The sequence below is a fragment of the Winogradskyella sp. 266wxhm genome, assembly GCF_058964685.1.
The window spans coordinates 3,469,899-3,493,692 of the sequence record NZ_CM179559.1; the positions used below are offsets into that span (position 1 = coordinate 3,469,899).

22 protein-coding genes are annotated in these 23,794 nt (G+C 32.7%); 15 read left to right on the top strand and 7 right to left on the bottom strand.

The annotated features are described in order from the left end of the window. Position 1: 1 nt before the first annotated feature. The 13 genes from AC2H4K_RS15630 (at position 2) to bshA (ending at position 12,863) form a co-directional block, all read left to right on the top strand. Positions 2-784, top strand: a complete 783-nt coding sequence (locus AC2H4K_RS15630) for a (Fe-S)-binding protein (protein ID WP_493742597.1) — start codon at positions 2-4, stop codon at positions 782-784. Continuing rightward, positions 785-1,306, top strand: a complete 522-nt coding sequence (locus AC2H4K_RS15635) for a PH domain-containing protein (protein ID WP_493742598.1) — start codon at positions 785-787, stop codon at positions 1,304-1,306. Then, entirely contained in the window at positions 1,293-2,789 is a 1,497-nt protein-coding gene (locus AC2H4K_RS15640) for a PH domain-containing protein (RefSeq protein ID WP_493742599.1), read from the top strand. Before AC2H4K_RS15635 ends, AC2H4K_RS15640 begins: the two co-directional genes overlap by 14 nt. Before the next feature lie 85 nt (positions 2,790-2,874). Next, positions 2,875-3,078: a hypothetical protein gene (locus tag AC2H4K_RS15645; protein WP_281139598.1), complete on the top strand. Its 204-nt coding sequence runs from the start codon at positions 2,875-2,877 to the stop codon at positions 3,076-3,078. Then, positions 3,078-3,563 (top strand): ABC transporter ATPase, encoded by a 486-nt coding sequence (locus AC2H4K_RS15650; protein ID WP_281139597.1) that lies wholly within the window; start codon positions 3,078-3,080, stop codon positions 3,561-3,563. The genes AC2H4K_RS15645 and AC2H4K_RS15650 overlap by 1 nt, the downstream gene beginning before the upstream one ends. A gap of 140 nt (positions 3,564-3,703) precedes the next feature. Further along, positions 3,704-4,927, top strand: coding sequence for a phosphoserine phosphatase SerB (gene serB, locus AC2H4K_RS15655; protein WP_281139596.1), 1,224 nt, complete (start codon positions 3,704-3,706; stop codon positions 4,925-4,927). An 18-nt stretch (positions 4,928-4,945) separates the two neighbouring features. Next, positions 4,946-5,407, top strand: a complete 462-nt coding sequence (locus AC2H4K_RS15660; RefSeq protein ID WP_281139595.1) for a hypothetical protein — start codon at positions 4,946-4,948, stop codon at positions 5,405-5,407. Positions 5,408-5,493: 86 nt separating this feature from the next. Further along, complete coding sequence (locus AC2H4K_RS15665; protein WP_281139594.1) at positions 5,494-5,934, top strand: thioredoxin family protein; 441 nt, start codon at positions 5,494-5,496, stop codon at positions 5,932-5,934. Positions 5,935-5,947: 13 nt separating this feature from the next. Beyond that, on the top strand, positions 5,948-6,907 hold the full coding sequence (locus AC2H4K_RS15670) for an FAD:protein FMN transferase (protein WP_281139856.1): 960 nt from the start codon (positions 5,948-5,950) through the stop codon (positions 6,905-6,907). A gap of 2 nt (positions 6,908-6,909) precedes the next feature. Then, positions 6,910-7,119, top strand: coding sequence for a DUF4266 domain-containing protein (locus AC2H4K_RS15675; RefSeq protein WP_281139593.1), 210 nt, complete (start codon positions 6,910-6,912; stop codon positions 7,117-7,119). Beyond that, the gene (locus tag AC2H4K_RS15680) at positions 7,082-8,530 is read left to right on the top strand and encodes a DUF3570 domain-containing protein (protein ID WP_281139592.1); all 1,449 of its coding nucleotides are present in this window, start codon (positions 7,082-7,084) and stop codon (positions 8,528-8,530) included. Before AC2H4K_RS15675 ends, AC2H4K_RS15680 begins: the two co-directional genes overlap by 38 nt. Positions 8,531-8,632: 102 nt before the next feature. Next, positions 8,633-11,590 (top strand): serine hydrolase domain-containing protein, encoded by a 2,958-nt coding sequence (locus AC2H4K_RS15685; RefSeq protein ID WP_281139591.1) that lies wholly within the window; start codon positions 8,633-8,635, stop codon positions 11,588-11,590. 136 nt (positions 11,591-11,726) lie between these two features. Further along, entirely contained in the window at positions 11,727-12,863 is a 1,137-nt protein-coding gene (gene bshA / locus AC2H4K_RS15690) for an N-acetyl-alpha-D-glucosaminyl L-malate synthase BshA (RefSeq protein ID WP_281139590.1), read from the top strand. Here the strand turns inward: bshA and AC2H4K_RS15695 are convergent. From AC2H4K_RS15695 to thrA, 6 genes are all read right to left on the bottom strand, one after another. Continuing rightward, positions 12,860-13,210, bottom strand: coding sequence for a ribose-5-phosphate isomerase (locus AC2H4K_RS15695; RefSeq protein WP_281139589.1), 351 nt, complete (start codon positions 13,208-13,210; stop codon positions 12,860-12,862). The genes bshA and AC2H4K_RS15695 overlap by 4 nt on opposite strands. Continuing rightward, a complete protein-coding gene (locus AC2H4K_RS15700; protein ID WP_281139588.1) occupies positions 13,211-13,603 on the bottom strand; it encodes a DUF1801 domain-containing protein in 393 nt (130 codons plus the stop codon). Positions 13,604-13,651: 48 nt separating this feature from the next. Then, entirely contained in the window at positions 13,652-14,374 is a 723-nt protein-coding gene (locus AC2H4K_RS15705) for a phosphatase PAP2 family protein (protein WP_281139587.1), read from the bottom strand. Between the two features lie 98 nt (positions 14,375-14,472). After that, the gene (thrC, locus tag AC2H4K_RS15710; protein ID WP_281139586.1) at positions 14,473-15,762 is read right to left on the bottom strand and encodes a threonine synthase; all 1,290 of its coding nucleotides are present in this window, start codon (positions 15,760-15,762) and stop codon (positions 14,473-14,475) included. Then, the gene (locus tag AC2H4K_RS15715) at positions 15,759-16,688 is read right to left on the bottom strand and encodes a homoserine kinase (protein WP_281139585.1); all 930 of its coding nucleotides are present in this window, start codon (positions 16,686-16,688) and stop codon (positions 15,759-15,761) included. The genes thrC and AC2H4K_RS15715 overlap by 4 nt, the downstream gene beginning before the upstream one ends. Before the next feature lie 15 nt (positions 16,689-16,703). Then, positions 16,704-19,169 carry a bifunctional aspartate kinase/homoserine dehydrogenase I gene (gene thrA / locus AC2H4K_RS15720; RefSeq protein WP_281139584.1) on the bottom strand — a complete coding sequence of 822 codons (2,466 nt, stop codon included), beginning with the start codon at positions 19,167-19,169 and terminating at the stop codon, positions 16,704-16,706. 306 nt (positions 19,170-19,475) lie between these two features. On the opposite strand from thrA, the gene AC2H4K_RS15725 reads away from it, so the two are divergent. Further along, positions 19,476-21,029 carry an NAD(P)H-hydrate dehydratase gene (locus tag AC2H4K_RS15725; protein ID WP_281139583.1) on the top strand — a complete coding sequence of 518 codons (1,554 nt, stop codon included), beginning with the start codon at positions 19,476-19,478 and terminating at the stop codon, positions 21,027-21,029. A 60-nt stretch (positions 21,030-21,089) separates the two neighbouring features. On the opposite strand, the gene AC2H4K_RS15730 is transcribed toward AC2H4K_RS15725, so the two are convergent. Then, positions 21,090-22,130, bottom strand: a complete 1,041-nt coding sequence (locus tag AC2H4K_RS15730) for a TlpA family protein disulfide reductase (RefSeq protein WP_281139582.1) — start codon at positions 22,128-22,130, stop codon at positions 21,090-21,092. Between the two features lie 128 nt (positions 22,131-22,258). Here AC2H4K_RS15730 and hutH point away from each other — a divergent pair, with 128 nt between their 5' ends. Further along, a complete protein-coding gene (gene hutH, locus AC2H4K_RS15735) occupies positions 22,259-23,788 on the top strand; it encodes a histidine ammonia-lyase (RefSeq protein WP_281139581.1) in 1,530 nt (509 codons plus the stop codon). The last annotated feature ends 6 nt before the right edge of the window (positions 23,789-23,794 follow it).

The following is a 23,794-nucleotide window of genomic DNA, read 5'->3' on the forward strand; positions in this document are numbered from 1 at the left end:
TATGAGCGAAGGACTAAAAGTGCCTACAATGGCAGATTATATGGTAGAAGGAAAACAACCAGAAATCTTATTCTGGGTTGGTTCTGCTGGTAGTTATGACGATAGAGCAAAAAAAATATCAAAGGCTTTTGTAAAGATTTTAAATAAAGCCAATGTAGATTTTGCTGTTTTAGGAGCAGAAGAAAGTAATACTGGTGATGTGGCTAAACGTGCAGGAAATGAGTTTTTATTTCAAATGCAAGCCATGATGAATATTGAAGTTCTTAATGGCTACGAAGTAAAACGTATAGTAACTTGCGATCCACATTCATTTAATTGTCTAAAAAACGAGTATCCTAGTCTTGGAGGAAATTATGATGTTATTCACCACACTCAGTTTATTCAAGAGTTAATAGAAAGCGGAAGATTAAAAGTCGAAGGAGACACTTATAAAGGTAAACGCATCACATTCCATGATCCTTGTTATTTAGGACGCGCGAATAGTGTTTACGATGCACCTAGAAATGTACTTAAAAGTACAAATGCGAATTTAACGGAAATGAAACGCCATAAAAACACAGCCTTATGCTGTGGAGCTGGTGGTGCGCAAATGTTTAAAGAACCTGAAAAAGGAAATAAAGATATCAATGTTTTAAGAACAGAAGATGCTTTAGAAACCCAACCAGATATTATAGCTACAGGTTGTCCATATTGTAATACAATGATGACGGACGGTGTTAAGGCTAAAGAAAAGGAAGGAGAGATTTCTGTTTTGGATATAGCAGAACTCATAGCAAATTCCTAAATGTCTTTTACCAATCATCAAATACAAATTGAAGATCTTCCAAAGATTGAAAATATAGAGTACCATGCTGTTTCTAAGCGGTACTTAACCATTCTTTTTATAAACGCGTTTCTGTTTTTTGGAGCTTTTATTGCGGCTGCAATTGCCATCAAGATCTTTGCTGTAAATGATAGTTCTTTCCACAATGTTTTTTGGTATATTATTTCAGGAATAGTACTATTACTGATTCTTCAAGTTGTAATTCTGAAGCTTGGATTTAAAAAACGAAAATATGCCCTAAGAGAAAAGGATATTATTTACTCTCAGGGTTTATTTATTAATAAAACAACCTCATTACCTTTTAATAGAATTCAACATATAGAAGTATCTCGAGGCTTATTGGAGCGTAAACTGAATATCTCTACTTTAAAAATGTATTCTGCAGGAGAATCTGGAGGAGATATCTCTATTAAAGGACTACCTAAGGATGTTGCCGATGCTCAATACGCTTTTTTAACCAATATTATTAATGAGCGCTCATAATTTTGACACACCTTCACGTCAATCAGCAAAAGGGATTATCGTAATTCTTGGCGTAAGTGCTTATAAATTTATCAGAGCTACAATAATTCTAGTCATAGCTTTTTTATTAAAGTATTTCCAAGGTGATAAATCTATTGATCTAACGAGCCCAATAGTTTTAGCTTCCTTAATTGGAGTACCTTCAATTTTGATTTTAATAGCAGTACTTCGTTACAGAAATTTTGTCTTTCATGTTAGTAAAGACTATTTCATTTTGAAAAAAGGTATACTAAAGAAAGAAGAGATATCTGTTTCAAAGCGAAAAATTCAAAATGTTTACATCAAACAAAACTTACTTCAGCAATTTATAAATGTGGTATCACTCTCTATTGAAACCGCAGGTGATGACAAAACAGAAATTGAAATTATGGCTTTACCTCGTGATAAAGCTAAGGCTTTAAAAAGTTTGTTGTTATCTGATAGTAAAGTAGAGCAAGTAGAAGATGTAGAACAAGAAACTGAAGACAGGGTTTACTTTAAAGCATCCTTAAAACGTATAATTCTGGAAGGTATTAGCGAAAACCATTTAAAAAGTTTTATTCTGGTTTTTGGTTTCCTAATTGGTATATATAATGATGTCAAGGATTTTGTTGAACAACTTAGTATAAACGACCAATTAGAGGAAACATTCAGCTTAGACAGCCAATCTTTAATGGGTTTAATACTGTTTAATGTTACCATTGTTGTAATACTTTCAATAATATCCTTTCTGTTTTCATTGGTTAAGGTTTTAATTCAAAATTTTGATTTAACCGTTACCAAAACAGAAAAAGGTATGGAAATCGCCAAGGGCTTGTTTAATAAAATCAATCTAGGTTTAATAGCTTCGAGAATACAAACTACAACAGTTTCTACAAACCGTTTTAAAAAAGCTTTAGGGTTATACCAATTGGCATTCACACAAGCCATGGTGAATAAAAAACAGCGCCAGAAGTTTAATATTATTGCTTTGAGTTATGATCAAATTCATGAGCTGTTAGATAAATTTTATCCTCAAATAGCTTTGAATAACGAAAAGCATAAACCACACAACTATTATATATACAGAGCCGCCTTTTTAAGTGTTATACCATTAGTAATCATAAATATTGGTTTAGCTTTTTTACCGACAACCTATTTGTTTTTGAATATACCTATAGTACTATTCATTGGTTTTAGTATTTACTTTTCATACAAGAAAAAATATTACAGTATTGATGATCGATACATCACTGTTGGAGGTGGAGGATTGATAGATTTAACCACAAGTTATTTAGAAATTTCAAAAATTCAAGCGGTATCCATTCGGCAGACTATTTTTCAAAAAAGAAGACAATTGGCAAGTGTGAAAATCTTTTCAGCTTCAAAATCACTTACTATTCCACAGATATATTTAGCAACTGCTAATGACATCAATAACTATTTATTGTATAAAGTAGAATCTGAGGACAAAGATTGGATGTAAATCTTTATTTTTGGGGTATATAAATATTATGTATTTGTAGCTAAAGTTTTATAGAGCTTACAGTAACAAAAGCCTTGTAAATCCTATGGAAAGAGAAAAATTGCCTTTAAATATTTTAATTAGAAACGGTATTCTTTTTGGGGTGTTTTTTGCAGTGATTATGGCTTTATTCGACTTTTTTAATCATAAACCATTTTCTGTAAAGCAGTTTATATTTTATGCCATTAGTTATGGTTTTTTTATGTCATTAGCCTTTAGATATAAATACACAAAGAAAAAAGAAGACTAATGTTAGTAGATTTTGATACATTACCAGACGAATCTCGCGTTTGGATTTACCAAGCCAATCGTTCTTTTTCTGAGGAAGAACTTATAGAATTAAACAAACAACTCGATACTTTTATAGAAGCTTGGACAGCACATGGTAAAGATTTAGAAGCAGGTTATAAAATTGTATACAAGCGTTTTATAATAATAGCTTTAAATCAAGATTTGAACAAAGCAACAGGCTGTTCTATAGATGCTTCAGTGCATTTTATTCAAGAACTAGAGAAACAGTATAATGTTGACCTCATGGATAAAATGAACGTATCTTTTAAACAAGGGGAGTTTGTTGCCTACAAGCCGTTATTAGACTTTAAAAAGATGGCGCAACAAAAAGCAGTTTCTAAAAACACCATAGTTTTTAATAATTTAGTAACCAACATTGCGGAATTCAAAGAAAATTGGGAAGTACCTGCAAGTGAAAGTTGGCATAGTCGATTCATTAAATAATTTTTTGAAACACTGATTTGTAAAATTCTTAGTGTTTAAAGTAAATAATTATAATATTCGCAAGCCTAATTATTTTCTTTTCTCAGATAGAATAGTCATTTTTACAACAACTTAATCGTCTTATAATCCATCAATTAATTGTGGCTACAGATATTTTCTTATTAAACATTTCAGGACAAGATAAACCAGGTTTAACTTCAGGATTAACAAGTGTTTTAGCAGAATATGGTGCTAAAATCCTAGACATTGGTCAAGCTAACATTCACGATACCCTATCTTTGGGAATGCTGTTTGAGATTAGTTCAGGGAAAAAATCTGCAGCTGTACTCAAGGATTTACTATTTAAATCTTATGAATTGGGCATTACGGCTAAGTTTACTCCAATTTCTGGTGAAGACTATGAAAAATGGGTAAATCTTCAAGGAAAGGATCGATATATTGTAACGATTTTAGGAGAAAAGCTCACGGCCGAACAAATTTCTGAGGTTACAAAAATCATTTCAGATAAAAATCTAAACATTGACTCCATAAAGCGCCTTACAGGAAGAACATCTTTGGTGAAGGAAGATGAATATCCTAGAGCATCTATTCAACTATCCATAAGAGGAAAAATTGACGATAAAGAAGCGTTTACGTCAAGATTCTTGGAAGTCTCTAAAACTTTAGATGTCGATATTGCTTTTCAGGAAGATTCCATGTTTAGACGCAATAGAAGATTGGTTTGTTTCGATATGGATTCTACACTTATACAAACTGAAGTTATTGATGAATTAGCAGATAGAGCAGGAGTGGGAGAAGAAGTTAAGGCCATTACAGAGTCTGCTATGCAAGGTGAAATAGATTTTAATGAAAGTTTTAGAAAACGTATGAAACTTTTAGAAGGTTTGAGTGAGGATGTACTACAAGACATTGCAGAAAATCTTCCAATAACTAAAGGCGCACAACGTCTAATAGATACCTTGCATTATTATGGCTATAAAACCGCAATTCTATCTGGTGGATTTACCTATTTCGGACACTATCTTCAAAAGAAATTAGATATTGATTACGTCTTTGCGAATCAATTAGAAATTGTTGATGGAAAACTTACAGGTGGTTACATTGGTGAAATTGTTGATGGTGCGAAAAAAGCAGAATACTTGCAAAAATTAGCTGATGATTTGGCTATTGATATCAGACAAACCATAGCCGTTGGTGATGGAGCAAATGATCTTCAAATGTTGAATTTAGCTGGATTAGGTATTGCTTTTCATGCTAAACCAAAAGTTAAGGACAATGCACAAAGCTCTATTTCTAGTATAGGTTTAGATGGTGTTCTATATTTATTAGGTTACCATGATAGGCATATTGATTTGGTTGATTAAAATCTTAAAATCAACATGATGAATAAACGTAGAAAAGTATCTGCAAGCATTGGTTTTAAGAAATACTTCTTGTCTTGGTTTATTTTGGTTGTCGTTTTTCTAATTACATCATATTTTAGTATTGGTAAATTTTGGAGTTATATAGCTTGGATTATCGGCTTTTTTGTGGCTGCTTTATATAGTTCTTTGAAAAAAGTTGAGTTCGATGAAGAAGGAGTGTTTTTTAATAATAAAAAATATAAATACAGTTCAATAATTGGTTTTAAATCATTTGAAATTAATAATAGACTATTTTATATTTTTAAAACAGACTCAAAAAACATATTAAAAAAATACCACTTCACTCAATTAGCTGGATTGAATTATTTTTCATTAGCTAAGACTTTGTTTTCAAAAAAGCGAGTTGAGGACTTACCAATATCTGAATTCTTATCTTTAATAGATGAAAAGTCTAACGTTAAAAAATATAAGAGTTTTTAGTTTTTTTAAAAGTTGAAAAGTGTAACATATATCACATAATTATTTATAAAAAATTACGTTATTTACAGGTATTAATCATTCTGTAAATGAAAAATCTATTCTCTTTCGTCGTGTTGGCAATGATGTTTTCGCTACAAAGCTTTTCGCAAGAATGGCAAACAGATTTCGATACTGCAAAAAAAATAGCTTCAGAACAACACAAAACTATTGTTTTAGTCTTTCAAGGTTCCGACTGGTGCGCTCCTTGTATTAAGCTAGACAAGGAAATCTGGAGTACTGAAGAGTTTCAAAAATTGGCAAAAGATAAATTTGTAATGCTTCAAGCTGATTTTCCTAGAAGAAAAAACAACAAGTTGTCAGAAGAACAACAGCAACATAACAACAAATTGGCCGAAAAGTATAATAACAACGGTTACTTTCCTTATGTGGTAGTTTTAGATGCTCAAGGAAATCAATTAGGGAGTTTAGGATACGAAAAATCCACACCAAAAGAATACTTCAATAAACTTTTAGCTTTTGAAAAGTAAGTTTCTATTATTAATGTGTTTTGTTAGTGCAGTTGGCTATAGTCAAAATGTATATAATAGAACATTGAAGCTAATGGGAAGTCGTTTTGATATAACAGTTGTAGCTAGTGATTCAATTCAAGGGAATAATTATATTGATAAAGCTATTGGTGAAATTAAAAGAATAGAAAGTTTAATTTCCTCTTGGGATGCTAAATCTCAAACTTCAAAAATTAATAGCGCTGCAGGCATTGAAGCGGTAGAGGTTGATAAAGAATTATTTCAATTAATAGAACGAGCTTTAAAAATTTCTAAATTAACAGAAGGAGCTTTTGATATCAGTTATGCTTCTATGGATAAAATATGGAAGTTCGATAGCTCTATGACTGAAATGCCTTCAGAGGAAAGTATTAAAAAGTCTGTTGAAAAAGTAGGTTATAAAAATATTGTGTTAGATGCTTCTAACTATTCTGTATATCTAAAACAAAAAGGTATGAAGATTGGCTTTGGAGCTATAGGAAAAGGTTATGCAGCTGATAAGGCTAAAGCTTTATTAATGAGCGAAGGTGTTGTTGCGGGAATTATAAATGCTTCTGGAGATTTAAATACTTGGGGAACACAGCCAGATGGTAAGGATTGGATGGTTGCCATTGTAAATCCTCTAAATAAAGAAAAAGTGTTTTCTTGGATGCCTGTAAAAAATAGTGCAGTAGTCACCTCAGGAAATTATGAAAAGTACATCAAGTTTGGTGATAAACTTTATACACATATTATAGATCCTAGAACAGGCTATCCAGCATATGGCATTTTAAGTGTAACCATTTTTACTGCAACTGCTGAATTAGCTGATGCTTTAGCAACATCAGTTTTTGTAATGGGAGTAGAAACAGGCCTAGATTTTATAAATCAACTTAAGGGAGTTGAATGTGTCATTGTAGATAAGGATAATAAAATTATTACTTCAAATAATATAGAATTAAAATCAACAAATTAATCATGAAAAAAATTGTTGTATTACTGTTAATAGCTTTTTTCTTTACATCTTGTAATGTTGTAAAGGAATATGAAAAAGTTAATTTAAATGATCCTGATATGACTTTAGCTCAAAAAAAATTGAAGCGTTTTTCTACAAGCTATCAAGTTTATAGAGAAGGAGCCTCAGGAGCTAATGGAGGAAAGTCTGGTGGTGGATGTGGTTGTAATTAATAAGTTATTACAGGTGAAAAAGCTCTCTTTAATACTATTGTTTTTTGTTGTGGCAATTACCAATGCGCAACAAGATTCTACTAAAGTCTATAAAAAGAAAGTGTTAGAAACTACTGAGGTAGATTTTCTAAGTACGTATTATTCTCAAGATGGTAATAATGCCTCGGTTACTGGAGGTGTAGGGACTGAAGAACTAACGGATTTAACAGGAACCATAGTAGTAAGCATACCTTTGAATGCAGATGATGTGTTAACTGTAGATGCTGGTTTTTCTGCGTATACCTCTGCGTCTTCTAGCAATACTAATCCTTTTGATTTATCTAATGGAAATAATTCTGGTAATAAAATAGGAAGTCCTTGGGTAGCTTCTTCCGGAGCTTCAGGTTCAGATGTTTGGTCTAATATTAATATAGATTATTCGCATAGTTCAGATGATAGAAATACTATTTGGAATGCTGACGCTTCCTTTGCTAATGAGTATGACTATAGTTCAATTGGTTTTGGTGGAGGTTTAACAAAATTATATAATGACAAAAATACCACTTTGGGCTTAAGTGCTAATGTATATTTAGATACCTGGAACCCTGTTTACCCAATAGAATTAAGATCGTATAGAGATACAAACGGAAATCTCAATCAAGGATTTTTTCAAGGTATAACTATTATGGATGAATCTGGTAACACATCAACAAATTGGAGTCCTCTTAATGGTTTCGAATCAATAGATAATAAATCCAGAAATTCTTATTCCGTATCGTTTAGTTTCTCACAAATTTTAAGCAAGAATTCACAATTCTCAATCTTTTTAGATGTAGTACAGCAACAAGGTTGGCTAGCTAACCCTTTACAAAGAGTTTATTTCTCTGACATTGACAACTATTATGTAGGAAATGCAGCAAGTATTCCTAATTATATGTCTGCGTCTAATAAAGATGTATTCATGTTGGCTGACGATATAGAAAGACTTCCTGATAGTAGATTAAAGTTACCATTTGGTTTTCGCTTCAATTATTACTTGAATGAAATGTTTGTCATTAGAACATATTACAGATACTATTTTGATGATTGGGGAATAAAATCCAACACATTTAATATTGAAGTTCCTATCAAAATTTCAGAGAAATTTACATTGTATCCTTCATATCGATTTTATAATCAAACAGCAGCAGACTATTTTGCACCATTTGATTCACACTTGTCAACGGAAGATTATTACACTTCTGACTATGACTTATCTAAATTTAACGCCAACCAATTTGGTTTTGGAATCAATTACACAGACATATTTACAAAAGCACATGTTTGGAAGTTTGGTTTGAAGAGTATAGATTTTCAATACAATAATTACAAGAGAAATACAGGCTTGTCCGCTAATTACTTTGGTATAGGGTTTAAATTCATAAAAGACTAGTTTTAGCTTCTATATAAATCTGTCTTAAAGCTTTTCTATTTTCTATTAAATATGCTATTTTGGCATAATATTCGTTGACCTATAAACGATAAAAGATTATACATGCGATATTTTGCCCTCATTCTTATATGTTCATTTTTTCAATTTAATTTCTCTCAAGAAATTATCAATAACCCTTTGCTTTCTGAAGATCCAATTCAACAGAAAAAATGGGTAGATAGCCTATATGGTTCAATGACCATTGAAGAGAAAATAGGTCAGTTGTTCATGGTTCAAGTGTTTTCTAATAAAGACAAAGCACATGAAGCTGAAATAGCAAAACTTATACAAAATCAACATATTGGTGGTTTAATTTACTCTAATGGTGGACCTGTAAGACAGGCTAAATTGAATAACGAATTGCAAGCAGCTTCAAAAATCCCACTTTTAATAGGTATGGATGCAGAATGGGGTTTAAGTATGCGCTTAGATTCTACCTATGCTTTTCCATGGAATATGACTTTAGGCGCAATTTCCAACGACAGTCTTGTGGAAGAAACAGGGCGTTTTATTGGTGAGCACTGTAAGCGATTAGGTGTGCATTTTAATTTTGCACCAGTTGTGGATATTAACACCAATCCTAAAAACCCAATTATTGGAAATCGCTCTTTTGGTGAAGATAGAGACAATGTTACAGCTAAAGCTTTAGCGTTTATGAAAGGTATGCAAAGTGCTGGTGTACTTGCCAATGCTAAGCATTTTCCAGGTCATGGAGATACAGAACAAGATTCTCATAAAACATTACCATCTGTATCTTTTAGTGAAAGTAGAATTGATTCTGTAGAACTTTATCCATACAGAGAACTTATAAAACAAGGCTTGTCTAGTGTAATGGTAGCACATCTTAGTGTACCAAGTTTAGAGTCGCGCAGAGATTTTCCATCGTCACTTTCTAAGCATATCGTCACTGATATTTTAAAAAACAGATTACAATTTAATGGTTTGATTTTTACTGATGCGCTCACAATGAAAGGAGCTGCAGATTATGTGGCAAAAGATGTTGATGGCTTAAGTAAAAAGACCTTGTCTGAAGGTGGTGAGATAGATTTAATGGCCTTTTTGGCAGGAAACGATGTGATGCTCATGTCTGAAGATCCTGAAAAAGGAGTTGCTAAATTTATAGAAGCATACAACAACGGTGTCATTACAGAAGAACGTTTGTCACATTCAGTGAAGAAAATTTTAATGGCAAAATATAAGGTAGGCTTAAATGATTATTCACCTGTTGGAATTTATAATTTAGAAAGCGATTTAAATCGTTTAAAAGATGATTTGCTTTACGAAAACCTAATGGAAAATGCCATTACTGTAGTTAAAAACAATGAAACATTACTTCCGCTAAGGGATTTAGAAACCAAGAAGATTGCCTATGTTACACTTGGTGACGATGACGGATCTGTGTTTTTAGAAGAATTAAAAAAGTACACTAAAGTTCACGAAATAAAGGCTGAGAAATTAGATGATTTAATCGAAAAATTACAAAACTATAATACTGTAGTTGTAGGCTTTCATAAGTCTAATGTCAATCCTTGGAAGTCTTATGAATTTTCACAAAAAGAAATGGCTTGGTTGTACGAGATTGCACGAACTAATACAGTTGTTTTAGATGTTTTTGCAAGACCTTATGCTTTAAATGATTTATTGACTATAGAAAATATAGAAAGTATTGTTGTTAGCTATCAGAATAGTAAAATATCTCAAGAAAAATCGGCTCAAATCATTTTTGGAGCCGTTGGTTCAAAAGGACATTTACCTGTAAGTGCTGGTCAATTTTTTCCTGTAGGTACAGGTGAAACATTTAATTCAATTTTGAATTTAAGTTACGGACTGCCTGAGCGTGTTGGTATGGATTCCGAATTACTTAAAAAGTTAGATTCTATTTCCAACTATGCCATCGATAATAAAATGACACCAGGTATTCAATTGTTGGTTGCCAGAAAGGGTAAAGTCATTTACAATAAAAATTTTGGTTATCATACTTATGAAAAAAAGAATAAAGTTGATTTTGATGATCTCTATGACGTAGCATCCTTAACTAAAATATTAGCAACATTACCTGTGGTAATGGAATTAGAGCAACAAGGATCTATTTCTTTAGATTCTAAGTTGGGTGACTTAATACCTGAGTATAAGAATTCTAACAAACGAAATGTTACTCTAAAAAAAATGTTGTCGCATTATGCGCAGTTAAAACCATGGATACCGTTTTATTATGCAACTTTAGATTCGGTTACAAAAAAACCTGATCCTAAATATTATAGGTCTAAAAAATCAAAAGAGTTTAGTGTAGAAGTAACTAACACACTTTTTATGAGAAATGATTATGTAGATTCTATCCAAAAAATAATTCGTGATACAGATTTGCTACCGTCATTACGTTACCGTTATAGTGATTTACCGTATTACATTCTTAAAAGTTATTTAGAGGGTTTTTATGATAAATCGTTGCAAGAAATTACTCAAGATAGGTTTTACAGATCATTGGGTGCCAACAACACAACCTACAATCCAAGAAAGAAATTCAGTTTAAAAGATATTGTTCCAACAGAAGAGGATGACTATTATCGTTACAAAAAAGTTCACGGTTATGTTCATGATATGGGAGCGGCTATGCAAGGTGGAATTGGTGGACATGCAGGTATTTTTAGCAATGCCAATGATGTTGCCAAGATTATGCAGATGTATTTACAAAGAGGGTTTTATGGTGGCAAACGTTATTTTAAAAGTGAAACCATAGACAAATTTAACACTTGTTACTTCTGTGAAAGTGATAACAGAAGAGGTATAGGTTTTGATAAGCCACAATTAGGTGAAGAAGGCCCAACTTGTGGTTGCATTTCTATGACAAGTTTTGGACATTCTGGATTTACAGGAACCTATGCTTGGGCAGATCCTGAAGAAGAAATAGTCTACGTCTTTTTAGCAAATAGAACTTATCCTCAAGCAGGAAAAAATCTTTTGTTACGCGAAAATATCAGAACTGAAATACAACGATTGATATACGAAGCTATAATAGAATAAACTTTTAAACTGTAAGGATTCTAAATTTCTACAGACTACTCTTGTCATACGTTAAAAAGTACTTAAAATTTTGAAGTGAGCTTAGTAGAAGCAGTAACTTTAAAATCTCAAAAAAGTAAGACACTTATATTTTATAATGAAAATAGGAATTGTTTGTTACCCAACATTTGGTGGTAGTGGAGTAGTAGCTACGGAATTAGGCTTAGAGTTATCAAAACGAGGTCATGAGATTCATTTTATAACCTATAAACAGCCAGTAAGATTAGAGTTGTTGAGTAACAATGTTCATTTTCATGAGGTTCACGTTCCAGAGTATCCTTTATTTCACTATCAACCCTATGAGCTTGCTTTGTCTAGTAAATTAGTAGATATGGTGAAGCTTCATGGCATTCAACTTTTACATGTACATTATGCTATTCCCCATGCTTATGCCGCTTATATGGCGCAGCAAATGTTGAAAGATGAAGGTATTCTTGTGCCTATAGTTACAACACTTCACGGAACGGATATTACTCTTGTGGGTAGTCACCCTTTTTATAAACCAGCGGTAACATTTAGTATCAATAAATCAGATGCAGTAACTTCGGTTTCAGAGAGTTTGAAATACGATACCAATCGTCTTTTCAATATTAAAAAAGATATTTACGTTGTGCCAAATTTTATTGATTTAGAAAAGCACAGAAATAATTTTACAGATTGCCAAAGAGGTATGATGGCAAGCGACCATGAGCGTATTGTGACGCACATTAGTAACTTTAGAAAGGTAAAACAAATTCCAGATGTTATAAAAATCTTTAATAACATTCAGAAGGAAGTGCCAGCTAAACTGATGATGGTTGGTGAAGGACCAGAAAGGGAAGCTGCAGAAAACCTAGTTGAAGAATTGGGGATTGAGGATAAGGTCATTTTCTTAGGAAATAGTAACGAGATTGATCGTATTCTGTGTTTTAGTGATTTGTTTTTATTACCATCTCAAACCGAAAGTTTTGGTTTAGCAGCTTTAGAGGCTATGGCAAGTGGTGTTCCTGTAATATCTACAAATACTGGTGGTTTACCAGAAGTTAATATAGATGGTTTTTCAGGTTATACTAGCGATGTTAGCGATGTTGAAGAAATGAGTGCCAATGCTATAAAGATTCTTTCAGATTTGAATGTTTTAGAAGCCTTTAAAGCGAATGCTAAAGAGCAGTCTAATAAGTTTGATCTTCATAACATAGTACCAATGTATGAAGCCATTTATGAGAAAACCTTGAATAAGTTTTTAGTGTCTTAATTATACCAAACAGCATAACGCTGTCTTCTCAATTCTAATGCGAGTTTTTCTTCAGCTTTTAGGGCTTCGGCTCTAGATGATATAGGTAAAATATGATTGTAAAGACTTGGGCGTAAATATGAACCATATTTTTCTACAATGTTAGAAGAAATTTTATAGCCTTTTTTGTTTCTGCGACCTGTTTTGTGTTGTAAAAATCGTTCTTTGGGAGTTTTACTGGTCATGCCTACATACAAACATTCTAAAACACCATTAAACTGAGGGTTGGCTGCTCTAAACTTTCCATTTTCTGTAAACACACGTTTTGAAAGTTCAACTACATATATGCGATATTCAACTTTAGGCATTTATTTTAGTCTTTCCAGTTTTCCTTTTCGCTTAACGATGTTTTTGTAATCCCATTGTATGATAATGGATTGTTCTAACCAATGTTTTAGTTTATTCTCATCAATCTCATTAACTGAATTGTAAAAGATAGAAGCATCCTTAAACTTTTCTCCTCTGACATTTAAATCATCGGCTCCAAAATCAGATCCACTCCAAAACATGAGTCTAATTCCTGCTTTTTGTTTGCTATAACCAACAATAGGATTGCCATCTAAAAACCAAACAGGATGCGCATGCCATATTTTAGATTCAGCATTTTTAAGAACATTATTGATAGAAAGCGCTAACAAATCACAAATAGTCTTATCACTTTGGGAAAGTTCGTTATAGTAATCTTGAATACTCTTAGACATTTATTTTACTAATTAATGGATCAAAATTTTGATATATTTATAACAATTTTAAAACGTCATAGACATACCTAAGCCAAAATTTTCGCCATTGTAATAAGGCATAACTACACCGTTGAGTTTTTCTTTCTCATTAAAGATAGTCTTTTTCAAAATGGGGTGTAACCAATAAGCAATTTTAGTGCTCAAAATACCTATACCAGCACCAGCAGCTACATCAGTTAACCAATGACGATCATTATACATTCTGAAAAAACCTGTTCCTGTGGCTATTAAATATCCAGAAATGCCATACCAAACAGAAACATCTCTATATTCTTGATAAAGAAATTCTGCTCCCATAAATGCTGTTGCTGTATGACCTGAAGGAAAAGAATTGGTAGATGAACCATCTGGTCTTTCTACATTACCAGTTGATTTTAAAATATTTACTGTAGAACCCATAATTAAATATGCTGTTCCAAGAATTATAGTTCTGTCTTTAAAATTATTTTTGCCTTTTATTCCGAAAGCATTGAGGCCATAAACCGTTAAAAATGGTGTGTATTGTGAAATATCATCAATTGTAAATTGATTGTCTATGTGCTCTCTTAATTCACTACTTGTACTATTATTTATGTTTTTTAAGGTATGACTTTCAAGTCCGATTACTCCATAACCGATTAATACGGTTGGTATTATTAACGATTTAGGTTTAAACTGTATCTGCTTTTTTTGTGTAGCTAATGTATCTTGTTCTTTTTTTTGTGCAGCAAGGTTTAAGCTTAAAAGCAATGTAAGGATTAAGAGAGCGAGATTCCTGATAAATGATTTCAAAATAAGCTTGAATGTATAGAAATAATAAGTGATGCTAACTTACAAAATTTGAAAAATTAAGAAAGCAAAAAGTTTTTTAATTCTTCATAATCACTAATAGATATAGCCTTCTTTTTCTTGTCCATAACAGCTTCAATTTGAGGTGGTAAATCAATGTTTTCTCTAATAGTATCCTCAACGATGTCTAAAAATTTGGTAGGATGAGCCGTTTCCAAAAACACCACATGTGCTTTATTGTTTTTTAAATAATCCTTTGCCCCTAAATAACCAACAGCTCCATGAGGGTCTGCAACGTAACTGTACTCATTGTAAAGCTCTAGCAATGCTTCTTTGGTCTCATCGTCGGTGTAACTATATGACGATAAATTGGATTTTAAACGTTCAAAATCATTATGATGTAACTCTTGAATTCTAATAAAATTGCTTGGATTACCCACATCCATGGCATTACTTATGGTTTGTACCGAAGCTTTAGGTGTATATGATTGGGTGTTCATGTAATTAACAACTGTATCGTTAGCGTTGTTAGAAGCTATAAAATGTTTTACTGGAAGTCCTAATTTCTGAGCAACCATACCAGCGCAAACATTCCCAAAATTGCCACTTGGTACTGAAAAAGCAATGTCTTTATATTTTGATTTTAACTGCTTATAAGCAAACATATAATAGAATAATTGCGGTAACCAGCGTGCTACGTTAATAGAGTTTGCTGATGTTAACTGCATTTTACTTGTCAATTCTTCATCTAAGAAAGCACGTTTTACCATGTCTTGGCAATCATCAAAAACACCATTTACTTCTAAAGCCGTTATATTTTTGCCTAGAGTAGTTAATTGCTTCTCTTGAATATCGCTTACTTTTCCACTTGGATAAAGAATAACAACATTAACGCCTTTTACTTTTAAAAAACCATTAGCTACAGCTCCACCAGTATCTCCAGAAGTTGCCACCAAAACGGTTACATCATTAGTGTTAGATGTATTAAAATAACCTAAACACCTTGCCATAAAACGGGCACCAACGTCTTTAAACGCCATGGTTGGTCCATGAAAAAGCTCTAATGTAGATATGTTTTCATTAATTTCTACTACAGGAAAATCAAAACTCAGCGTTTCTTCTATAATTTGTTTTAATTCTTCTTCAGGAATTTCTGGAAGGATAAATTGTTTAATAGCTTCAAAAGCAATCTCAGTATTGGATTTACTTTCAATAGTCTCAAAAAATGAAGACTCTAAAGGTATTATAGACTCAGGAAAATATAAACCTTTATCAGGAGCAAGACTTCTCACAACAGCGTCTGCAAATGTTGTGTTAGGGGCTTTTTTATTTAAAGAATAGTAGTTCATTTACTTAGCGTTTTTATGCCTTGAGTATTGATTTTTGAAACATAGGTTTCGAATTTTATAGCTGTTTTAGAGTAAATAGCTTTCATAGCATTTTCGACAGTTTTAGCTGTGGCTTCATTTTTACTCAAAGCGAAAATAGATGGTCCAGAGCCAGAAATAGCACAACCCAAAGCTCCAGCCTCTAAAACGGAATTCTTTACAGCGTCAAAATGAGGAATAAGTTGTTTTCTATAAGGTTCTATAACCACATCATTTAGTGCATTTTTGATTAGTTCATAATCAGAAGTGTGAAGCGCATGTACCAAACTACCAACATTAGCCCATTGCGTTATAGCATTTGCTAACGGCACTTCTTTTGGTAGAATGGCTCTCGCCTCAGAGGTTTTTATTTCGATTTGCGGATGAATTAGCGTTGCATATAAATCTGATGGAGTAGGGAGCTCTAAAATTTGAATGGGATTTACGCTTTTTACTAAAGTAAAACCACCAAAGATAGCTGGAGCCAAATTATCTGCATGTTCACACTGGCTTGCTAAAGCTTCCCCTTTCATAGCATAATAGGTAAGTTTAGCTTTATCTAAAGGTTGCCCGAGAAGTTCATTCATTCCGAAAACACTTCCAGCTGCACTAGCCGAACTACTACCAATACCACTTCCTGGTTTTATGTTTTTATAAATTTCAATTTCAAATCCGCAGTCTGGTTGTAGGTCGTTATACATGGCTAAAGCAGATACTCCAGCGACGTTCTTTTCGGCTTCAAAGGGTAAATCGTAACCCTCAATTTTTGTGATTTTAATACCTTTTTCATCTGTTTTTCTAATGACCATTTCGTCACCAATAGTATCGAGACAAAACCCTAGTACATCAAATCCACAGGCTACATTGGCTACAGTTGCAGGTGAGAAAATTTTAATTTCGTTGTTCATTTTCTATTCTGACCTTTAATTATTGGCAACTCTAATGATATCTGCAAATAAACCAGAAGCTGTAACATCAGCACCAGCACCAGCTCCTTTAATAATCATTGGTTGTTCCGGATAACGTTGTGTGTAAAACATTACAATATTGTCCTTTCCTTTAAGGTTATAAAATGGATGACCTTCAGGAATTTCCTTTAAGCCAACTTTAGCTTTGCCATTATCAAATTCGGCAACAAATTTTAGCTGACAATTTTTATCATTTGCTGATTTATATAAGTTTTGGTAGTAGGCTTCGTCATCCTTCAACGTATTGAAAAAATCATCTACAGTCTTAGCTTTCATAGCATTTTCTGTTAGGAAATTATCACTTTCTAAATCAGATAATTCAATAGAATGGCCACTTTCCCTAGCAAGAATCAGAACTTTTCTTGCAACATCAATACCACTTAAATCTATTCTTGGATCTGGTTCTGTGTAGCCTTCTTCTTGTGCTTGTTTTACAACATCATAGAAGGTTGTTTTGTCATTGAAATTATTGAAGATAAAATTCAAACTACCAGAAAGCACCGCCTGTATGGTATTGATTTTGTCACCAGAGGCAACTAAATGATTTAAAGTATCAATAACTGGTAAACCTGCACCAACATTGGTTTCAAATAAGAATGATGAGTTATATTTTCTTGACAATTCTTTCAACTCATTGTAATAGGCAATATCACCAGAACAAGCAATTTTGTTACAAGCTACAACAGAAATACTTTCTCTTAAATAGCCACCATAAACCTTTGCTACATCTTCATTTGCTGTGATATCTACAAAAACAGAATTCCTAAGATTGAGTCGTTTGGCATATTGAAAAAAGGTATACAAACTAGCTTCTTCTCCTTTTGCTAAATCCTCTTTCCAGTTTTTTAAGTTAATACCATCATCATTGATAAGCATAGTTCTAGAGTTAGAAAGCCCTATAATTCTAAGGTTTATTTTAAGGTTTTCTTTAACGTAGGATTTTTGCTGTTTTATCTGTTCGATAAGGCGTTCTCCAACATTTCCTACACCAGTAATAAATAAATTAACTTGTTTGGTTTTAATTTCAAAGAACTGTTCGTGTAAGCTGTTCAGTGCTTTTTTTACATCATTTTTATGAATAACTGCAGATATATTTCGTTCAGAAGCACCTTGCGCTATAGCTCTAATATTCACATTATTTTTACCAAGTGTACTGAACATTTTTCCACTAATACCTTGGTGACTCTTCATTTTGTCACCTATAACCGCGATAATAGATAAATCAGTTTCTACAACTATAGGATCTAATTTTTGAAGTGCAATTTCATATTCAAAAACAGTATCAATAACTTCTTTAGCGCGTTTGGCATCAACATCTGAAATACCAAAACAAATAGAATGTTCTGAAGACGATTGCGTGATAAGAATAATGTTTATTTTCTCCTGAGCTAAGGTTTCGAATAGTCGTTTGCTAAAGCCTGGAACACCGACCATTCCATTGCCTTGCAACGTAAGTAAGGCAATGTTGTCTATATTACTAATACCTTTTACAGGTGAGCCATTGGCTTTGATGTCTTCTGTAATTGTTGTTCCAGAAGCATCAGGATCCATAGTGTTTTTTATAACTATTGGAATTTTCCTTTTAAGTACAGGCATTACAGTTGGTGGATATAAAACTTTCGCCCCAAAATGAGATAATTCTACAGCTTCCTGATAAGAAAGTTCAACAATAGGCGCAGCTTGTTTTACAATTTTTGGATTGGTGGTAAACATACCACTAACATCGGTCCATATTTGTAATTCTTTCGCATTGATAGCAGCGGCAACTATTGCTGCCGTGTAATCTGAGCCACCACGACCTAAAGTCGTAATCTCATCGGTTATAGATTTTGAAATAAAACCTGGTAATAAAACAATGGAGTTGGTATTGTGACTGAAAAACGATTTGATGTTTGAATTGGTAATTTCAAAATTTACCGTAGCATTGTTGAAATTATTATCTGTAATAATTAATTCTTGAGAATTTTTTAAGAAAACATCAGAATTTCTAGATTTCAGTGTGTGAAATATTATAGAGGAAGATAAAGATTCACCAAAGCTCAGAAGTTTGTCTTTAGTTTTTGGAGATAACTCATTGATAAGATAAACACCATCTAAAAGGTTTCTAAGGTTATTAAGTTTTTCAGTGATGAGTTCTTGTAATTCCTCTTGCGCTTCTTTTAATTCTTTAGAAGTATTTAAAAAAAGACCTTCAATAACCTTATTGTGAATAGACCAGATTTTATTGTATTTCTCAATGTAATCTTTATTACTGCTACAGGCTAAATTTGCAGCTTCTAATAATTTATCTGTTACAACACCAACAGCAGAAACTACCACGGCAATGTTTGAGTCTTTAGATTGTTGATCTAAAATTGAAATAACTTTATTTATATTTTCGGCTGAACCTACAGATGTTCCACCAAATTTGAGAACTTTCATGTTTTTTGAATATGTAAATTAACTTAGGATAAAATGTCAATGCAGACAAATGGGAACGGAAGAATATATTATAAATTACCCCAAGGGGTAATCATCGTAGAAAAAATAGACATAGAAATAGCAGCACACATAATGCACATTGTATTTTCTGATATGTTGATTTTTTTCTTCATTACTATTCAAATGTATTATTTTTACAACAATAAAAAAACAATTCATTCCTTTTTAGGGAATTAGTAAAATAGAGCTATTTATTTTATTGAAAATTAAACAGAAATAGCCATTTACAAAAATTTTAAGAGTTAAATGAAATTATTTTCAAAAGAACAAATTTACGAAGGTGATAAACTCACCACAGAGCGTCAAAATATATCCTCGACCGACTTGATGGAACGTGCAGGAACGCAAATTTTTAATTGGATTCATATGCGTATGCAGGGAGCTCAAGTTCCGGTTCATGTGTTCTGTGGTATTGGTAATAATGGTGGAGATGGCTTGGTTTTAGCCAGACACTTAATTCAGCATGGTTATAATGTGTTTACATACATTGTAAATTATAGTGATAAGCGCTCAAAGGATTTTCTCATAAATTACGACCGTATCAAAGAGGTTACAAAGGAATGGCCAGTAATGCTTACAAGTGATAACGATTTTCCTGAAATTCATCCAGATGATATTATTGTTGATGCTGTATTTGGTATTGGTTTAAACAGACCTCCTGCAGATTGGGTACAAGGAATTTTTCAAAAATTTAAAGCTTCTAAAGCGTTTACGTTAGCCATAGATATTCCTTCTGGACTTTATACTGATAAACCTGTTGAAAATGAGGGTGCTGTTGTGTATGCAGGTTTTACTTTGAGTTTTCAATCACCAAAATTGGTTTTCTTTTTACCAGAGACTGCAAAATATACAATTCAGTGGGAAGTTTTAGATATTGGGATTGACAGAGAATATTTAGCTAAAACAGAAACAGAAGCAGAATTAATTTCAAAGTTTGAAGTATTACCACTATATAAGCCAAGAGACAAATTTGCGCATAAAGGAGATTTTGGACATGCTCTAATTTTAGGTGGTAGTTATGGAAAGATAGGTGCTGTAAACTTAGCGAGTAGGGCAGCTTTATCGTCTGGATCAGGTTTGGTAACAGCTTACATTCCAAAATGTGGTTACCATAGTATTCAAGCTTCAATTCCAGAAGTTATGGTGATAACGGATGCTGAGGAAGAAAACATCTCAAAAATAGAATTTGATATTACACCTACCGTTATAGGAATTGGCGTTGGATTAGGTACAACGAAAACTACTGCAACTGCTTTTGAAGCTTTCCTAAAGACAAACAAAACACCTTTAGTAATAGATGCTGATGGCATAAATTTATTATCTAAAAATAAAGATTTATTGAGTTTATTACCAGAGATGACAGTATTGACACCGCATCCTAAGGAATTGGAACGATTAATAGGAGAATGGTCAGACGATTTTGACAAGTTGAATAAAGTAAAAGCTTTTTCTAAGCAATATAATCTTATCGTTTTAATAAAAGGTGCTAATTCAATTACTGTTTTTCAAGATAAATTATATATCAACACAACAGGAAACCCAGGAATGGCGACTGCTGGAAGCGGTGATGTGCTCACTGGAATTATTACAGGTTTAATATCGCAAGGTTACGAGGCCTTGACTGCTACTATCTTTGGTGTTTATCTTCATGGGAAATCTGCAGATATTTCTTTAGAAGATTATGGGTATCAAAGTCTAATAGCAAGTCATATTATCGAAACTATTGGTGAAGCTTATATAGACTTATTTAAAAAGCCTGAGCAACCAAGTGAACAATCCCAAGATGAGGGAAATAAGTAAATAAAGACAATAAAAAAGCCTTCAAATGAAGGCTTTTTTATTTCTATGTGTTTCGAAATCTTAAATTCCTAATTCATCAAATAACTTAACTAATGCAGGACTTGATGGTCTTGGTGCATCAGAGCTCACGATATTTCCATCCGGATCTATTAAAATAAATCTTGGTATACCATTGATTTTATAATCTTGAACAAATTGAGATTGAAAGCCATTATCCGCATAAAGTTGAATACCACCTAAATCTTTGTCTACAACCATTTTTTTCCAGCCTTCATGAGCTGCTTCAGGATCATTTTTATAACCTCTACCGTTATCTACAGAAATACTTACAAATGCAATGTTTTTGTCATGATATTGCTCTTCAACTTTTTTAAGTGAAGGAATTTCTCTTATACAAGGTCCACACCAAGTTGCCCAAACATCAATGTATACATATTTTCCTTTAAAATCTGACAGAGACATATTTCCACCTGCATGATTTTCGTAGTTAACAAAATCAGGCGATTTAGCCCCTTTCGGAAGCGCAGCTTTAGTAGCTAACCTTCTAGACATATAGCTTTGTACTTGGCCTTCTGTTCTTTTTACGTTTTGATCTATAATAGCAACATGTGTTGAATCGACATCACTATATTTATTTTTTAAATCACTGTAAGCATCTTGATAATTCTTTATAGCAGAATCTAAATCTTCCTTAGTTCCACTTGTCATAAGGTCTCTAGTGAAATAATCGTTAGCAATTAAAAACGACTGAACAGAAAAGTTATTAGTGTCAGAATCATCACCTTTGAATTCAATAGTCTTTACTAGAGAATCATATTCAGCAGTGAAAGACGACTCATTATCATTCTTTAAGTATATTTGACCGTATTGATTACCTACTTGAAAAGTATAATCTCCTTCTTCAACTTTTAAGGTATCTTTAAAAGTGCCATCATCATTTATAGTAATGGTTTTCTCATATTTACTTTGTCTATTAAAGACTTTTAAAGTTTTATTCTCCTTAATATTTTCAATTTTCCCAGAAAGGGTAGCGTAGTCTTTAGGTTCACCTTTACATGCTAGTAAAGTTCCAGCAATGCAAAGCGTTAGTAATCGTTTCATAAATAGTTTTTTGTTCATCTTCAAAAATAAAAATTTAATAGGAAATTTAAAGCTTTAATGAATTATTAACAAAATATTGTCAACTCCATAATAATTCGCAATTTTGGGCAACAACAAATCTATATATAATGAGTCAATACCATATAATTTCTTCTGAACCGTTAGATATCGTTACGATTTATAATATTTTTCATGAAGATAAAAAACTAAAATTATCAGAGGATGCCATAACAAAAATTACAAACTGTAAAGCTTATCTAGATGCTAAGCTAGCGGATAATAAAAATCCAATGTATGGTATTAACACAGGTTTTGGTTCATTATATAATGTGAAAATTTCGGATGAGGATTTAACTAAGCTTCAGGAAAATTTAGTGATGTCTCATGCTTGTGGAACAGGTGAACGTGTACCGGAATCTGTTGTAAAAGTGATGCTACTGCTAAAAATACAGTCATTAAGTTATGGCCATAGTGGTGTGCAACTTCAAACTGTAAACCGACTTATAGAGTTTTTTAATCATGATATTTTTCCATTTGTATATACTCAAGGTTCACTGGGTGCTTCGGGTGATTTGGCTCCATTAGCCCATTTGGCTTTACCATTATTGGGTGAAGGAAAAGTGGTGCATGAAGGTAAAGAGTTTGAGGCGTCAGAGCTTTTAGAAAAATTCAATTGGGAACCTATAAAGCTAGAAGCTAAAGAAGGTTTGGCTTTGCTTAACGGAACACAGTTTATGAGCGCTTATGGTGTTTATTTGCTTTTAATGTCTCATAAAACTTCTTATCTAGCAGATATTATAGCAAGTATTTCTTTGGATGCTTTTGATGGAAGGTTGGATCCTTTTCACGATTTGGTACATGCTGTAAGACCTCATCCAGGACAGCGAAAAGTAGCAAGACGTTTTAATGAACTTCTTAAAGGAAGTGAACTTATAGAGCGACACAAAGAGCATGTTCAAGATCCTTATTCTTTTCGTTGTATTCCGCAAGTTCATGGAGCTACGAAGGACACTTTAGATTTTGTTGAAAAAGTCATATTAACGGAAATAAACTCAGTTACCGATAATCCAAATATTTTTTCAGAAGAAGATCTGATTATTTCGGGTGGAAATTTCCATGGACAACCTTTAGCCTTAGCTTTAGATTATTTAAAAATCGCCATGGCGGAAATAGGTAATATTTCTGAACGGCGCATCTTTCAATTGGTTTCTGGTTTACGAGGATTACCAGCCTTTTTGGTGGATAATCCAGGTTTAAATTCTGGATTTATGATACCTCAATATACAGCAGCAAGTATTGTAAGTGCTAATAAGCAAATGGCGACTCCAGCGAGTATAGACAGTATTGTGTCTAGTAATGGGCAAGAAGATCATGTGAGTATGGGAGCAAATGCGGCAACTCAGGCTTATACTTTAATTAAGAACGTAGAACGTGTTATAGCGATAGAATTAATGAACGCCTCTCAGGCATTAGAATTTAGAAGACCAGCAAAAACTTCACCTTTATTAGAATCTTTTCTAGAACACTATAGAAGTGTTGTACCATTCATTAAAGAGGATAAAGTTTTACATTATGATATTGAAAACTCTATTCAATTTTTGAAGGATGTAGAAATAGAAGTAGAGGAGCTGTTTTTAAATCACTATGGATTGAAATAGTTCAAA